This window comes from Spirillospora sp. NPDC029432 (genome assembly GCF_040703975.1).
GTDB lineage: Bacteria > Actinomycetota > Actinomycetes > Streptosporangiales > Streptosporangiaceae > Spirillospora.
This window is the reverse complement of record NZ_JBEZWH010000038.1, coordinates 1-14,863: the sequence shown is the minus strand read 5'-3', so window position 1 is coordinate 14,863 and position 14,863 is coordinate 1. Positions and strand designations below refer to the sequence as shown.

Annotated in this window: 12 protein-coding genes and 1 pseudogene; 5 read left to right on the top strand and 8 right to left on the bottom strand. The window is 74.1% G+C overall.

Annotation, left to right across the window (positions count from 1 at the left end; translation table 11 throughout):
- Nucleotides 1-18: 18 nt before the first annotated feature.
- From AB0881_RS26245 to mfd, 3 genes are read right to left on the bottom strand one after another with little or no spacing between them, the layout of a single operon-like run.
- Nucleotides 19-1,044 carry a MazG family protein gene (locus AB0881_RS26245; protein ID WP_366620872.1) on the bottom strand — a complete coding sequence of 342 codons (1,026 nt, stop codon included), beginning with the start codon at nt 1,042-1,044 and terminating at the stop codon, nt 19-21.
- Between the two features lie 3 nt (nt 1,045-1,047).
- Nucleotides 1,048-1,707: a hypothetical protein gene (locus AB0881_RS26240; protein ID WP_366620870.1), complete on the bottom strand. Its 660-nt coding sequence runs from the start codon at nt 1,705-1,707 to the stop codon at nt 1,048-1,050.
- A 33-nt stretch (nt 1,708-1,740) separates the two neighbouring features.
- Nucleotides 1,741-5,331, bottom strand: a complete 3,591-nt coding sequence (gene mfd / locus AB0881_RS26235; protein WP_366620868.1) for a transcription-repair coupling factor — start codon at nt 5,329-5,331, stop codon at nt 1,741-1,743.
- A gap of 198 nt (nt 5,332-5,529) precedes the next feature.
- Here mfd and AB0881_RS26230 point away from each other — a divergent pair, with 198 nt between their 5' ends.
- Nucleotides 5,530-6,108 (top strand): TetR/AcrR family transcriptional regulator, encoded by a 579-nt coding sequence (locus tag AB0881_RS26230; protein ID WP_366620866.1) that lies wholly within the window; start codon nt 5,530-5,532, stop codon nt 6,106-6,108.
- Complete coding sequence (locus AB0881_RS26225; protein ID WP_366620864.1) at nt 6,105-7,661, top strand: MFS transporter; 1,557 nt, start codon at nt 6,105-6,107, stop codon at nt 7,659-7,661. The genes AB0881_RS26230 and AB0881_RS26225 overlap by 4 nt, the downstream gene beginning before the upstream one ends.
- Nucleotides 7,662-7,689: 28 nt before the next feature.
- On the opposite strand, the gene AB0881_RS26220 is transcribed toward AB0881_RS26225, so the two are convergent.
- From AB0881_RS26220 to AB0881_RS26210, 3 genes are read right to left on the bottom strand one after another with little or no spacing between them, the layout of a single operon-like run.
- Complete coding sequence (locus AB0881_RS26220; RefSeq protein WP_366620862.1) at nt 7,690-8,106, bottom strand: adenylyltransferase/cytidyltransferase family protein; 417 nt, start codon at nt 8,104-8,106, stop codon at nt 7,690-7,692.
- Entirely contained in the window at nt 8,103-8,894 is a 792-nt protein-coding gene (locus AB0881_RS26215; RefSeq protein ID WP_366620860.1) for a CDP-alcohol phosphatidyltransferase family protein, read from the bottom strand. Before AB0881_RS26215 ends, AB0881_RS26220 begins: the two co-directional genes overlap by 4 nt.
- Nucleotides 8,891-9,319, bottom strand: coding sequence for an adenylyltransferase/cytidyltransferase family protein (locus tag AB0881_RS26210; RefSeq protein WP_366620859.1), 429 nt, complete (start codon nt 9,317-9,319; stop codon nt 8,891-8,893). Before AB0881_RS26210 ends, AB0881_RS26215 begins: the two co-directional genes overlap by 4 nt.
- Before the next feature lie 230 nt (nt 9,320-9,549).
- On the opposite strand from AB0881_RS26210, the gene AB0881_RS26205 reads away from it, so the two are divergent.
- From AB0881_RS26205 to AB0881_RS26195, 3 genes are all read left to right on the top strand, one after another.
- Nucleotides 9,550-10,347 carry a class I SAM-dependent methyltransferase gene (locus AB0881_RS26205; protein WP_366620857.1) on the top strand — a complete coding sequence of 266 codons (798 nt, stop codon included), beginning with the start codon at nt 9,550-9,552 and terminating at the stop codon, nt 10,345-10,347.
- Nucleotides 10,348-10,473: 126 nt separating this feature from the next.
- Nucleotides 10,474-11,943 (top strand): adenylyl-sulfate kinase, encoded by a 1,470-nt coding sequence (cysC, locus tag AB0881_RS26200; protein WP_366620855.1) that lies wholly within the window; start codon nt 10,474-10,476, stop codon nt 11,941-11,943.
- 67 nt (nt 11,944-12,010) lie between these two features.
- Nucleotides 12,011-13,015, top strand: coding sequence for a sulfite exporter TauE/SafE family protein (locus AB0881_RS26195; RefSeq protein WP_366620853.1), 1,005 nt, complete (start codon nt 12,011-12,013; stop codon nt 13,013-13,015).
- A 13-nt stretch (nt 13,016-13,028) separates the two neighbouring features.
- Here the strand turns inward: AB0881_RS26195 and AB0881_RS26190 are convergent, their stop codons facing one another.
- Nucleotides 13,029-14,315, bottom strand: a complete 1,287-nt coding sequence (locus AB0881_RS26190) for a hypothetical protein (protein ID WP_366620852.1) — start codon at nt 14,313-14,315, stop codon at nt 13,029-13,031.
- A 7-nt stretch (nt 14,316-14,322) separates the two neighbouring features.
- A pseudogene (locus AB0881_RS26185) lies at nt 14,323-14,863 on the bottom strand (hypothetical protein); the annotation flags it as partial.

The window sequence follows — 14,863 nt, the reverse complement described above, 5'->3', positions numbered from 1 at the left end:
GCGATCTTTCGGGCTAGATCACCCGTCCTGGACGCTCTGCTCCCGCTCCCAGGCCCGGACACGATCCCGGAATACCCTGGAGATCGCCCGCAATTCCGCCTCCGGGTCGCGGCCTTCGTCCCGCGCCCGCCGCACCAGCTCGAACAGCCGCTCGCCGACGCCGTCCCCGGCCGGGAACAGCTCCGCCGGTGCCTCGATCCGCCCGGCCCGCCGCTGGAGCTGCGCCGCCAGCGACAGCGCGGGCTGCCCCATCGGCACCCCGTCGAGCGCCGACGCCTCGCCGCCGTCCTTCGCCGCCCGCTCGGCCGCCTTGATCTGCTCCCAGTTCGCGTTGACCTCGTCGGCGCCGGACACGTCCACGTCCGCGAACACGTGCGGATGCCGCCGGACGAGCTTGTCGACGATCCCGCCCGCCACGTCGTCGATCGTGAACGCCGTCTCGTCGTCCCGCTCCGACGCCACCACCGAGTGGAACGCGACCTGCATCAGCACGTCGCCCAGCTCCTCGCGCAGCGCGCCGAGGTCGCCCTCCTCGATCGTCTCGGCGACCTCGTACGACTCCTCCAGCAGGTACCGGACGAGCGACTCGTGCGTCTGCTCCCGGTCCCACGGGCACTCGCGCCGCAGCGTGTCCATCACCGACACCAGGTCGAGCAGCCGCGCGCCCGGCAGGTCGTACGACCCGTGCAGCACCTCGATGTCGAGCGGCTCCTCCACGGCGATCCGCCCGATCTCGCGCATCAGCCGCTCGTCGCCGTCCTGCGCCGCCAGCCACACGACCCGTTCGCCGCGCGCCGCGTCCACCAGCTCCCGGGCCACCGCCTCGGTCACCTCGACGGCCACGCCGGCGTCCAGGACGTACGGCAGCAGCGGATGCTCACCGCTCCCCGCCAGCACCCGGCCCGCCGACCGCAGCGTCTCCCAGGCCCGCCACGTCAGCAGCCCCGGCGCCACCCGGTGCGAGCTGGCCAGCAGCACCAGACCGGGCTTGACCTGCGGCTTGGCGTTCTTCACGGCGTTCTTGCGGGACGACTTGGCGCTCATGGATCAGCGGGTACCCGATTCGGTGCCGGACAGGCGGGGGGTGCCTGCGTTGATGGTGATGGTGGACGGGTCGAACGTGCCGAAGCGCGGATTGATGCGGATCCTCATCGACCGCGCGGTCTCCACGAACCGCTGCTGGATCTGCTGCTGGACGGCCGCGTTCTGCTGCGTCGCGGCCGGGCCCGGGGTCGCCCCGAGCTTGCGCGCGAGCAGCTGCTGGACCAGGGAGACGCGGGCGAGGTCGCGGGCGTACCGGCCGGGCAGCCCCTGCGCGCGGGTGAACGACGCGGCGCCGAGCCGGCGGTCGAGCTCGCCGGTCAGGCCGTCGACCTGGCCGCCCGTGACGGTGATGCCGTTGCGGCGGGCGACCTCGTCGCCGATGCGGAAGTAGACCAGCATGTCCAGGGCCCGCCGCGGGTCGGACTCCACCAGCGATCCGCCGCCGCCGCGCGGCTCGTTGGCGGCGCGGATCTGGTTGGCGCGCTGGTCGGCGCGGAACTCGCGGCGCCAGTCGACGACCGCCTGGTCGAGGGTGGCGGTGGTGATGCGCTCGTCGCCGACGAGGGCGGCGGCGCCCATCTTGACCGGGCCGCCGCCGCAGGCGGCGAGCGCGGCGGCGGCCGCCAGGGCGGCGGCCGCGGCCTTGATCGTTCTACCGGGCACGGGTCCTCGTCTCGTCGGTGGTGATCAGCCAGCCTAGGGCTTGCGCGCCGGTTCGAGGAACAGCGCCTCGACCAGGTCGGTGGCCCACTTCAGCAGCTCCTGGTCGCGCAGCGGGCGGCCGCCGAGCGGGGCCGTCTTCGGGGTGGGGACGAGGAGCGTCTTCACGTTCTGCTTCAGCACGCTCTTGGGGTAGAGGCGCTGGAGCCGGACCTGCCGCGAGTCGGGCAGGTCGACCGGGGAGAACTTGATGAAGTTGCCCTGGATGGTGACCTCGGTGAGCCCCGCGCGGCGGGCCTTGGCGCGGAAGCGCGCGACCTCCAGCAGGTTGAGGACGGGCACCGGCAGCGGGCCGAAGCGGTCCTTCAGCTCGTCGTGGACGGCGCCGATCTCGTCGTCGGAGGTGATCGCGGCGATCCGGCGGTACGCGTCCAGGCGGAGGCGCTCGCCGGGGACGTACTCGTGCGGCAGGTGCGCGTCCACCGGCAGCTCGACCTTCGTCTCGGGCATCTCGGGGACGCCCTCGCCGCCCTCCTTCAGCTCCCGCACGGCCTCGCCGACCATCCGTACGTACAGGTCGAAGCCGACGCCCGCGACATGGCCGGACTGCTCGGCGCCGAGGATGTTCCCGGCGCCGCGGATCTCCAGGTCCTTCATCGCGACGTACATGCCGGCGCCCATCTCGGTGTGCTGGGCGAGGGTCGCGAGGCGCTCGTGCGCGGTCTCGCTGAGCGGCACCTCGGGCGGGTACAGGAAGTACGCGTACGCGCGCTCGCGGCCGCGGCCGACGCGGCCGCGCAGCTGGTGGAGCTGCGACAGGCCGTACATGTCGGCGCGGTCGACGATGAGCGTGTTGGCGTTGGGCACGTCCAGGCCGGACTCGACGATCGTGGTGGCCACGAGGACGTCGTAGTTCTTCTCCCAGAAGTCGACCATGACCTTCTCGAGCTCGTGCTCGTTCATCTGGCCGTGGGCGGTGGCGATCCGGGCCTCGGGGACGAGCCGCGCCAGGTTGGCGGCGACCTTGTTGATGGAGCGGACCCGGTTGTGGACGAAGAAGACCTGGCCCTCGCGCAGCAGCTCGCGCCGGATGGCGGCGGCGATCTGCTTCTCCTCGTACGGCCCGACGAACGTGAGGATCGGGTGCCGCTCCTCGGGCGGGGTGAGGATCGTGGACATCTCGCGGATGCCGGTCAGCCCCATCTCGAGGGTCCGCGGGATCGGGGTCGCGGACATCGCGAGGACGTCCACCTGCGTGCGGAGGCGCTTGAGCTCCTCCTTGTGCTCGACGCCGAAGCGCTGCTCCTCGTCGATGATGACCAGGCCGAGGTTCTTGAAGCGGGTCTGCGCCGACAGGATCCGGTGGGTGCCGACGACGACGTCGACGGTGCCGTCGGCCAGGCCGCGCAGCGTCTCCTCGATCTCCCCGTCGGTCTGGAAGCGGCTGATCGGCTTCACCACGACGGGGAACGCGCCGAACCGCTCGGAGAACGTCGACAGGTGCTGCTGCACCAGCAGCGTCGTCGGCACGAGCACGGCGACCTGCTTGCCGTCCTGGACGGACTTGAACGCGGCCCGGACCGCGATCTCCGTCTTGCCGTAGCCGACGTCGCCGCAGATCAGCCGGTCCATCGGGACCGCCTTCTCCATGTCCTCCTTGACCTCGTCGATGGCGGCGAGCTGGTCGGGCGTCTCCACGTACGGGAACGCGTCCTCCAGCTCGCGCTGCCACGGCGTGTCCGGGGCGAACGCGTGCCCGGGGCTGGCCATCCGGGCGGAGTACAGCCGGATCAGCTCGCCGGCGATCTGCTTGACCGCCTTGCGCGCCCGGGACTTGGCCTTCTGCCAGTCGGCGCCGCCGAGCCGGTGCAGGCTGGGCGCCTCGCCGCCCACGTACCGGGTGAGCTCTTCGAGCTGGTCGGTCGGGACGAACAGCTTGTCGCCCTTGGCGTACTCCAGGATGAGGTACTCGCGGGTGGCGCCCTGGATGTTGCGGCTGACCATCTCCACGTACCGGCCGACGCCGTGCTGCTCGTGCACGACGTAGTCGCCGGCGCGCAGCTGGAGCGGGTCGATGCCGCCGCGCCGCCGCGACGGCATCCGGCGGGCGTCCTTGGTGGACGACCGCTGCCCGGACAGGTCGGCCTCGGTCAGCACCGCGAGCTTGATCGACTCCCAGGTGAAGCCGTTCTCGAGCAGGCCGGTGGAGACGCTGACGACCGACGGGCGCGGCGGCTCGGCGAGGTCGGTGAGGGTGGCGCCGATGCCCTCCTCGCCGACCAGCTGGACGAGCCGCTCGGCGGGGCCGTGGCCGGGCGTGACCAGCGCGACCCGCCAGCCGCGGTCGATCCAGCTCTTGAGGTCGCCGACGACGCGGGCGGTGTCGCCGCGGTACGCCTCGGCGGCCTGCACGCCCAGGTTGAGCGCCTCGGCCGTGCCGTCCAGGGGGGACGACCCCCCTGGACCCCCCGGAACGACTTCGTCGTCATTCCTCGCTTCGCTGCGGATGACTCCGGGGTTGAGGGCGGTGACCGTCCAGCGCGGCAGGCCCAGCTCGCCGGTGTGCTCGCGGACCTCCTCCAGCGACCGGAACGCGGCCGCGCCCAGGTCGATCGGGGCCTCCCCGCCGGCGGCGGCGTTCACCCAGCTGGCCTCCAGGAACTCCTGGCTGGTGCGGACCAGCTCGGCCGAGCGGGTGCGGATCCGCTCCGGCTCGCACACCAGCAGCGCGGAGCCGTCCGGGAGCAGGTCGGTGAGCAGCTCCATCCGCTCGGCGAGGACGGGCGAGAACGCCTCCATGCCCTCGACGGTGTCGCCGTCGGCGATCCGGCCGAGGATCTCCTCCAGCGCGGGGTGCTGCCCGGCCAGCCGCCGGGCGCGCTCGCGGACGGTCTCGGTCAGCGGCAGCTCGCGGCACGGCGGCGCCCACAGCCCGTCCGGCGCGACCTCCAGGGAGCGCTGGTCGGCGGCCTTGAAGTAGCGGATCTCCTCGACCGTGTCGCCCCAGAACTCCACCCGGAGCGGGTGCTCCTCGGTCGGCGGGAAGACGTCCAGGATGCCGCCGCGCACCGCGATCTCGCCGCGCTTCTCGACCAGGTCGACGCGGTGGTAGCCGGCGTCGACGAGGCGGCGGACGGTGTCGTCGAGGTCGGCGTCCTCGCCGCCGCGCAGCCGTACCGGCTCCAGGTCGGCGAGGCCGGACACGATCGGCTGCAGCACGGCCCGTACCGGGGTGACGACGACGTCGAGGCGGCCCGACTTCTCCGGCCCGCCCTCGTCCTCGGACACCTCGGGGTGGACGAGCCGGCGCAGCACGGCCAGCCGCTGCCCGACGGTGTCGGACCGCGGCGACAGCTTCTCGTGCGGCAGCGTCTCCCAGGCCGGGAAGTGCGCCACCCGGCCCGGATCGAGCAGGCTGCTCAGGGCCGCGGTCAGGTCCTCGGCCTCGCGGCCGGTGGCGGTCACCGCCAGCACGACGCCGTCGCCGGCGGCCTGGGTCAGGGCCGAGGCCAGGATCGGCCACAGTGACGGCGGCGCGACCAGGTCCTGGTCGACGCGCGCCTGCTTGAGGGCGCGCTCCAGGTCAGGATCGGTGCACGCCAGATCAACTAGTCCGCTAAGGGTCATCTTCGCCCGCAACTCCCCGCCGGGCGGGCGCCCGCATCGGTCGTGCGAGGCAGCCCGAAGAACCGGTGATCCTCCGCCGATCCCGGTGCCTCGTACCAGCCTACGCGCCCCGGCCCGGCTCCGTGGACGGGATCACGACCGCGACTTCTGTGGCTAGAATGAGACAATGCTGTCGCAAACAAGGCATGGTTGACTCAAATGACCAAGGAAGAGGCGATCCTCGCGGCCGCCACCCGGCGGCTGAACGAGAATCCGACGGCCTCGATGACCGATCTCGCGGAGGCGACCGGGATCAGCCGGGCGACGCTGCACCGGCACTTCGCCACCCGCGAGGCCCTGCTGCACCGGCTCGGCCTGCGCGCGGTGGGCGAATGGGAGCGGATCCACCGGGAGGTCGGGCTCGCCGACGCCACCCGGTCCGGCGATCCGGACCTGCTGGCCCGGACGATGCGCGACCTGGTCCACGGCTACCTGGAGACGATCGACGCCTACGGGTTCGTGCTGACCGACCACTTCATCTACGGCGCGCCCGACCTGATGGCGTGGATCGAGCGGCTGGAGAAGGACGGGATCGGCTTCATCGCCGCCGCCCAGCACGCCGGCGTCCTGAACCCGGCGCTCCCGCCGCGGTGGATCAGCGACGCCCTGTACGGCCTGCTCATCGGCGCGCGCGACTCCCTGCGCTACGGGAACGTCGCCCGCCGGGACATCGAGGACCTGCTGCTCACCACCTTCCTGCGGGGCGTCGGCCCCGCGGACCGGGGGACGGGAACATGACGATCACGAAGCCGGGCGCGGACGCCGCCGTACCGCCGCCCGCGCATCCGCGCCGCTGGGCCGGGCTCGCCGTGCTGTCCGCGAGCCTGCTGCTCATCACGATGGACATCACGATCCTGAACGTGGCGCTGCCCGCCATGTCGGCCGACCTGCGGCCGGACTCGGTGCAGCTGCTGTGGATCGTGGACGTCTACGCGCTGGTGGTGTCCGGCCTGCTGGTCACCGTGGCGGCGCTCGGCGACCGCTGGGGGCGCCGCCGGATGCTGCTGGCGGGCTTCACCGTCTTCGGGCTGGCCTCGGCGGGCATCCTGGTCACCGACGGCGCCAACCAGGTGATCGCCATCCGGGCGCTGCTCGGCCTCGGCGGCGCGATGATCATGCCGTCCACGCTGTCGATGATCCGCCACCTGTTCACCGAGCCGAAGGAGCGCGCCACCGCGCTCGGCGTCTGGGCCGCGACCGCGGCGGTCGGCTCGGCCGTCGGCCCGATCGTGGGCGGCGCGCTGCTGGAGCACTTCAGCTGGCACTCGGCGTTCCTGGTGAACGTCCCGGTCATGGTCGTCGCGATCGTCGCGGGGATGGTGCTGCTGCCCGAGTCGCGGGCGCCGCGGCCCGGCCGCTGGGACGCCGTCGGAACGGTCCTGTCGATCGCCGGCATGGTCGCGCTCGTCTACGCCATCAAGCACTTCGGCAAGGAGGGCTTCGGCGACCCGGGCGCCCTGGCCGCCGCGGCGATCGCGGTCGTGCTGCTGCCGCTGTTCGTCGTGTGGTGCCTGCGCGTCCCGAACCCGATCCTGGAGGTGCGGCTGTTCGGGCGGCGCGCGTTCTCCGCCGGCTCGATCGCGGCGCTGTGCACCAGCCTGGCGGTGGCGGCCGTCCTGCTGCTGCTCGCCCAGTGGATGCAGCTCGTCGAGGGGCACGGCCCGCTGGAGGCGGGGGTGCGGCTGCTGCCCGCCGCGGTCGGCGCCGCGATCGTGTCGCCGGCGGCGCCGTGGCTGGCCGGCAGGATCGGCACCCGTACGGTGCTGGCCGGCGGGCTCGTGGTCAGCGGCTCGGGCTTCCTGGTGATGGCCTTCGGCCCGCGGCCGCTGTCGTACGCCACGGTCGCGATCGCGCTGGCGCTGGTCGGCGCGGGGATGGGCTCGCTCGCCATCGCCTCGGCGGTGATCATGGTCGGGGCGCCGCCAGAGAAGGCCGGCAGCGCCGCGGCCGTGGACGAGGTCAGCTACGAGCTGGGGGCGGCGCTCGGCGTCGCCGTCCTGGGCAGCGTGGCCGCCGCCGTGTACCGCGCCGACCTCTCGTTCCCCTGGCTCGCCGAACGGGGCGTGACCGGCGCCGCCGCGGCCGACGCGCGGGAGTCGCTCGGCGGCGCCATGGAGGTCGCCCGGCACGCGGGCCCGGCCGGGGCCGAGGTCATGGCGCGGGCGCAGGCCGCGTTCACCACCTCGCTGGAGGGCGCCAGCCTGGCCGGCGGCGCGCTGATGGTCCTCACCGGGCTGCTGGTCTGGTGGCTGGCGCCGCGCGACCTGGACGTGTCGGCCGGCCACCACTGAGCCCGGCCGGCGGACCGGCGGCCGGTTCTCAGGAGCCGGTGATCAGGCGGCGCAGCGCGGTGCTGGAGGTGTGCACCGTGTACGGGAAGTAGTGGACGCGCACGCCGCGGGCACCGAGATCGGCCTCCAGCCGGTCGCCCTTCTCGGTGCCCTTCCAGTCGTCGCCCTTGAAGAGCACGTCGAAGCCCAGCCGCTCCCACATGACGACCTTGTCGCTGGAGACGTCGGTGACGACCTCGTCCACGCACTCCATGCCGCCGACGATCGCCAGCCGCTCGGCCAGCGGGACGATCGGCGGGCGGCCCTTGGCCTTCTCCAGCACCTCGTCGGTCACCACGCCCGCGATCAGCCGGTCGCACTCCTGGGCGGCCCGCCGCAGGATGTTGAGGTGGCCGATGTGGAACATGTCGTACGCGCCGGGCACGTACCCCACGATCCGCGTCACCGGAGCGCCCCCTCCCGGCCCTGGGCCGGAGCCGCGGCGGCCGGGGCGGCCGGAGCGTCGAGCGCGCCGACCTCGCGGAACCACTTCACCGAGGCGGCCAGCAGGAACAGCAGGTTGCCGGCGAAGATCAGCCCGTACAGCGGCTGGAACACCGCCGGGACGCCGATCAGCAGGAACGCCACGCACAGCAGCCCGTAGTCGGTCGGGATCACCAGCAGCGAGCGGATCGCGGACGGCGCGACGGCGGGCGGCGCGGGGGCGCCGGTCGCGGCGCGGTGCGCGCGGGCCAGCAGGTCCTTGAGGATCATCCCGAAGAACATCACCGCGGCCACCACCGTGAACCCGACCGGGACCAGCAGGAATGCGGGCTCGTCGAGATCGCCGAAGCGGTACCAGGAGATCAGCACGGCCAGGTGCAGCGCGGAGATCTTGCAGCTGTCGACCATGTGGTCGAGGTACTCGCCGGACTTGGAGCCGCCGCCGCGGAGCCGGGCCAGCTGCCCGTCCGCGGCGTCGAACGCGTACCCGACGACCAGCGCCAGGCAGACGGCCACGCCCAGCCAGGCGGCGGGCTCGACCAGCGCGATCAGGGCGATGCCGGTGAAGGTGAACGCGGCGCTGATCGCGGTGACCATGTTGGGCGTCAGGCCGAGCACGTACGCCACGGCCGCCAGCAGCCGGCCGAGCTTGCGGTTGACGAAGCGCGAGTACGCGGGCGCGCCCTTGGCGGTCTTCTGCGCGGAGGCCAGCCGGGCCAGCGCCTCGCGGAATCCGGACGGGGCGCTCACGCGACCGACGTCCTGGGGCCCGACTCCAGCGCGCCGCGCAGCACCGCGCTCGCGGTCTCGGCCAGGCCGGCGAAGGCCACCACGGCCGCGCCGGTGCCCGCCAGCTCCGCCTCCGCGGCCTCGGCCGCGGGACCGTCCGGGGTGCCGGTGAACAGCCGCGCGAAGCCGACCGACGCGTGCGCGGCGCGCAGGCCGGGCTCGGCCACCGCGACGACCTCGGCCACGTACCGGACGTTCCGCACGATCTCCATCCGCTCGATCAGCGGGACGATCGGCCGGGCGCCGTGCAGCTCCGCGGCCAGCTCGTCGGTCAGCACGCCCGCGACCAGCCGGTCGCAGCGGTCCGCGGCGCGGCGCAGCAGGTCGAGGTGCCCGACATGGAAGAGGTCGAAGACCCCCGGCGAGTAGCCGACCACCCCGTGCATGCATCCCCCTGATAGCGAGCCAAGGCCGACATACCTGTGAATCAGGCGTACGTTAGCAGCTCCCAATTCACCGGATGTAACGCTTCGCTTCACCGGGAAGGGCCATGTCCGGACGGCGACACGTCACTCGCCAAGAGTGAACAAATGGCGGACACTCCGCAGTCGGACGATTACTCTGCGAGTGCGGACGTCAGAACCGTGCGTCGACCACCCGGAAAGGAGCGGGTCTCATGACCAGCTCGGTCAAGGGAGTCCCCCGCCGTTCGGCGGAGGAACACGCCGGCGAGAGCCTTCCGCCGCCCGGGGAGGTCGGCGACCTCTTCTCCGCCCGGGCCCGCGAGTACGCCCACGAGAGGCCGCTGCAGGACGTCCACGTCCTGGAGGCGGGCTGCGGCTGGGGCCGCGGCCTCGACCTCGGCGCGCGCGAGCACCGCTCCACCGGCGTCGACCTCGACGCCCCGGCGCTGCGCGCCCACGCCCGCGAGCGCGCCGACCTGGACGCCTTCCACCTCGGCGACCTGCGCACGGTGCCGATGCCGCCGCGCGCGTTCGACGTCGTCCACGCCCCGTTCCTGATCGAGCGGGCGCCGCACGCCGAGCTGGTCCTCGACCGGTTCGTGGCCGCGCTGCGGCCGGGCGGGCTGCTGCTGGTCCGGCTGCGCGACCGCGACACCGCGTTCGGGTTCCTCGACCGCCGGCTGCCGCGCCGGCTGCGCACCCAGCTGTGGCGCGGCCTCGCCCGGGTCGAGCCCGGCGGCGTGGGGCCGCCCGCGCCGCCCCCGCCCGCGGTGTACGAGCGGGTCGCGTCCCGGCAGGGCATGCGCTGGTACTGCGTGATGCGCGGGCTCGTGATCGCCGAGGAGTACACCTCCCGCGACGCGCTCGACGCGCTGGGGGCCGGATCCGGCCTCGTGGGCGCCCTGTGCCGGCTGGTGTCGGCGCTGAGCCGGCGCCGCCTCACCGCAGACCACAGCGAGGTGACCCTCGTGATCCGCAAGCCCGAGAACCGCTTCGCCCGGGTGATCTGAGACCCGCTCCCGGCCCGCCGGGGGTGCCGAGGTGCGCCGACCCCGCCGGGCTGGGTATTTTTCTGCGGAAACCCCTATTGACCTGGACCAGCCCGGTAACGAGCCCGGGCAGGATCGGAGATCGCGGTGACCGCCGAGTCCGGCCTTCCCGACACGCTGCGCGACCTGCCCGCATGGACGCCCGACGCGACCGAGCTCGCGGACCTGGAGCTGCTGCTGGCGGGCGTGTACGGCCCGCTGGCCGGGTTCCTCGGCTCGTTCGACACCGCGATGGTCATCGCGGGCGGGCGGCTCGCGGACGGCACGCCCTGGCCGGTGCCGGTCACGCTGGGCGTGCCCAAGGAGCTCACCGACCACGAGCGGGTCGTCCTGCAGGATCCGGAGGGCGTGCCGCTGGCCGTCCTCGACGTCGGCGAGGCGTGGCAGGACCCGACGTCCCAGGAATGGCGGCTTGCGGGGACGCTGGAGGCCCTGCGCGCGCCTGCGCACGGACCGTTCCACGGGCTGCGCCGGCGGCCCGACGAGGTCGGCGCGATCGAGGGGCCGGTGCTGGCGGTGGCGACCCGCGAGCCGCTGCACCGCAAGCAGCTCGGGCAGCTGCGCCAGGTCGCCGAGCGGCTGGACGCGCGCGTGCTGGTGCTGCCGCTGATGGGCGGCGAGCACGACGAGGCCCTGGTACGGGCGCTGCTCGCCGTGCGCAAGGAGCTGCCGGAGGAGGCGCGGGTCATCCCCGTCCCGCTCCCCCGGCGCGACGACGACCGCCGCGACCTGCTGCTGCGCTCGCACGTCGCCGCCGCGTACGGCGCGACGCACCTGCTGGCCGAGGAGGAGGTCGAGGGGACGGCGATCCCGGTCGTGGTGCCGGAGCCGTGGGGGTACGACGCCGACGTCGAGGTGTGGCGGCCGGTCGCCCGGATCGAGCCCGACCACGTGCAGGCGGAGCTGACGCCCGAGCAGCTGGGCGAGCTGCTGGACCGGGGCGACCCGGTCCCCGACTGGTTCACGCCGCCGGCGGTGGCCGCCGAGCTGGCCGTGGCCCGCCCGCCCAAGCACCGGCGCGGCATCACGGTCTTCTTCACCGGCCTGTCCGGCTCGGGCAAGTCGACCGTGGCGCGCGGCCTGTCCGACGCGCTGATCGAGCGCGGCGGCCGGACGGTGTCGCTGCTGGACGGCGACGTGGTGCGGCGGCTGCTGTCGGCGGGGCTGACGTTCTCCAAGGCCGACCGCGACCTCAACATCCGCCGGATCGGGTACGTGGCCGCCGAGGTCACCCGGCACGGCGGGGTGGCGATCTGCGCGCCGATCGCGCCGTACGCGCAGACCCGCGCCGAGGTGCGCCGGATGGTGTCGGCGGTGGGCGACTTCGTGCTGGTGCACGTGTCCACGCCGCTGGAGGAGTGCGAGCGCCGCGACCGCAAGGGCCTGTACGCCAAGGCCAGGGCTGGGATCATCCCCGAGTTCACGGGGATCTCCGACCCGTACGAGGAGCCCGACGACGCCGACCTGGTCATCGACACCTCGGAGATGGCGCCCGGTGACGCCGTCGCCCGGGTGCTGGAGCTGCTGACCGCCGGCGGCTGGATCCGACCCGCCTGACCGGAGGCCCGGGACGCCTCGTACCCTGGCTACTGCACTTTCCCGATATACCCGGTAGGTCATGGCGATGGACTTCGATTGGACGATGGCGCTGGGCTCGTTCCTGGTCGCGATCGTCGTCGGGCTGACCGGCATGGGCGGCGGCGCCCTGATGACCCCGATGCTGGTGACGTTCTTCGGCGTCAGCCCGCTGGCCGCGGTGTCCAGCGACCTCGTCGCCGCCGCGGTGATGAAGCCGGTCGGCAGCGCCGTCCACTACCGCCAGGGCACGATCAACATGCGGCTGGTGGCGTGGCTGTGCGCCGGCTCGGTGCCCGCCGCGTTCTGCGGGGTGCTGGTCGCCAAGGCGCTGGGGCAGGGCGAGGACGTCCAGGGCGTCATCGAGAAGGCGATGGGCGTCGCGCTCCTGATCGCCGCCGCCGGGCTCGCGGTGCGCGCGTACCAGGGGCTCAAGGACCACGCCGCCCGGCGCACCGGCGCCGACCGCCGGACCGCCGCGCGCGGGGAGCCGGCCGCCACCGAGACGCCCGAGGTCACCGTCCGGCCCGTTCCCACCGCGCTCGTCGGCGCCGTGGGCGGCCTGGTGGTGGGCATCACCTCGGTGGGCTCCGGGTCGCTCATCATCGTCGCGCTGCTGGCCCTCTACCCCACGCTGAAGGCCAACCAGCTCGTCGGCACCGACCTGATGCAGGCGGTGCCGCTGGTGTTCGCCGCCGCCATCGGCCACCTGCTCTTCGGCGACTTCCAGATGGAGGTCACGGCGGCGCTACTCGTCGGCTCCATCCCGGGCGTCTACCTGGGCTCCCGGATCTCCTCGCGGGCGCCCGGCGGGCTGATCCGCCGCATCCTGGCGTTCGTGCTGGTCGCCTCGGCGCTGAAGATGTTCGGCTTCGGCGCCGCCGCGCTGGCCTGGACCCTCATCGGGCTGCTCGTCGCCACCGCCGTCACCTGGGCGGTCCTGCGCCACCGCCACGGCCTCCCGGCGGTCGCGCTCAAGGGGGACGGCGACCCGGCCGGCGACGACCCGCCGGGCGACGGCCCGTCCCGCGAGCCCGCCCGCCAGGGCGGCTGACCGCGCCCGCCGCTCAGCGGGCCGCGGCGGCCGGCTCCGGAACGGCCTCGGACGCCCCGGCCGCCGCGCGGGGCGGATCGCCGCGGCGGAGCATCCGCCACAGCAGGGCCGCCGAGACCAGGCCGCCGATGCCCAGGCAGTACGGCGCCAGCGCGGCGTTGCCCGGGTCCACGACCAGCAGGACGGCCAGCACCGCCAGCCCGGTCAGCGCCTCGGCGCCGCGGATCGCGAACACCGTGCGGGAGCGCTTGCGGGCCGTGGCGAGGCTCGCCAGCGGCAGCGTGCAGGCGAAGCAGACCGCGTAGATCCCCCACCCGACCAGGGCCTTCCCGTCCACCGCGAACGAGCCGCCGGTCACCACCGGGCCCAGCCACCCGGCCAGCGCGATGCCGAACACGCTCATCACCAGCGCGATCCCGGCCATCAGCCCGCAGGCGCGGACGGCCTGCCGGGCGCGCATGGGCCGCCCCTCGCGCTCGGCCTTGGCGAAGTCGCCGAGCAGGAACCAGCCCGCGCCGTTCACGAAGGTCAGCGCCGGGGCCAGCAGCAGGCGCGCCGCCTCGACCCCGGCCAGCGCGGCGGTGGACGCGAACGCGACGATCATGATGCGGGCGGCCAGCAGCGCGCTCGGCCGGATCGCCGCCTGGACGGACCGCCACCAGGCGAACGCGGCGATCTCCCGGAACGCGGTCCCGCGCAGCGGCGCCGGGGCGAACTCCTCGGCCGGCAGCCGCAGCACCGCCAGCACGATCGACGACGCGCAGCCCAGGCACATCGCCGCGAGCAGCAACTCGACGGACGCGGGCGTGCCCGCCGCGAACGCCGCGCCCAGCGTCGCGAACGTGACCAGCAGGTAGCAGGTGTCGTTGAGCGCCAGCCGCCAGAACTCCATGCGGGCGGTGAAGACCCGCCGGCCCGTCTCGTTCAGCAGCCAGAGGGCCACCAGAAACGCGAACAGCGCGATCCCGCCGGGCCCGGCCAGCCCCATCGCGACCGCGACAGCCGCGCCCACCGCGGCGCCCAGCGCGACGGTGCCGGCCACCGACTGGAGGAGGGCGCCGCGGACCCGGGGGTCGAACCGGTCGAACACCGTCAGCGTGTCGCCGACCCAGCTCGTCTGCACCGCGGTGATCATCACGAGCACGGCGACGAGCAGCGCGTACGAGCCGTACCCGTGGGCGCCCAGGCCGCGCGCCGCCAGCGCCTGCACCACCAGGCTGCCGCCGGCCGTGACGAACTGGACGGTGACGGCGCCGCCCGCCGAGGACAGCAGCCGCCCCGCCTTGCGAGCGACACTCAAGCGGGACTCACTTGTCGATGTCGTAGCGCATGAGGCCCGACGACCCCGAGCCGGAGCCCTTGCCCTTCTCGGCCTCCTTGCTCACGTCCTTGAGGATCGAGGCCGCGTCCTTGCCCTTGGCGATCAGGCTGTCCTCGGCGGTCCGGGTCGGGTCGCCGTTCAGGTCGCCCAGATGGGACAGGTCGACCGGGATGTCCTTGTCGCCGCCGCCCTTTGCGTGCGAGCCGCCCTTGGCGCGGGTCCCCTTGGCGCGGGAGCCGCCGGAGCGGGAGCCGCCGCCCGCCGAACGAGGGGACGAGCCGTTGGCGCCGGGCACGCGGCCGGGCGAGGAACCGTTGGCCACGCTGGCGCCCTGCTCCAGCAGGGACTCGGCCCGGTCGAGCAGCGACTCGGTGGACGGCACCGGCGGCCCGGCCGGCGGCGCGGCGGGCGCGGACGGCGGCGGCGCCTCCCGGCCGTGGCGGGGCGTGCCGCCCGCGCGGCCGCCCCCCCGCCGCGCCGGGGGGGCGGCGGGGGGGGGCGCCGCCGCGGGCGGGGCGATGCGGACA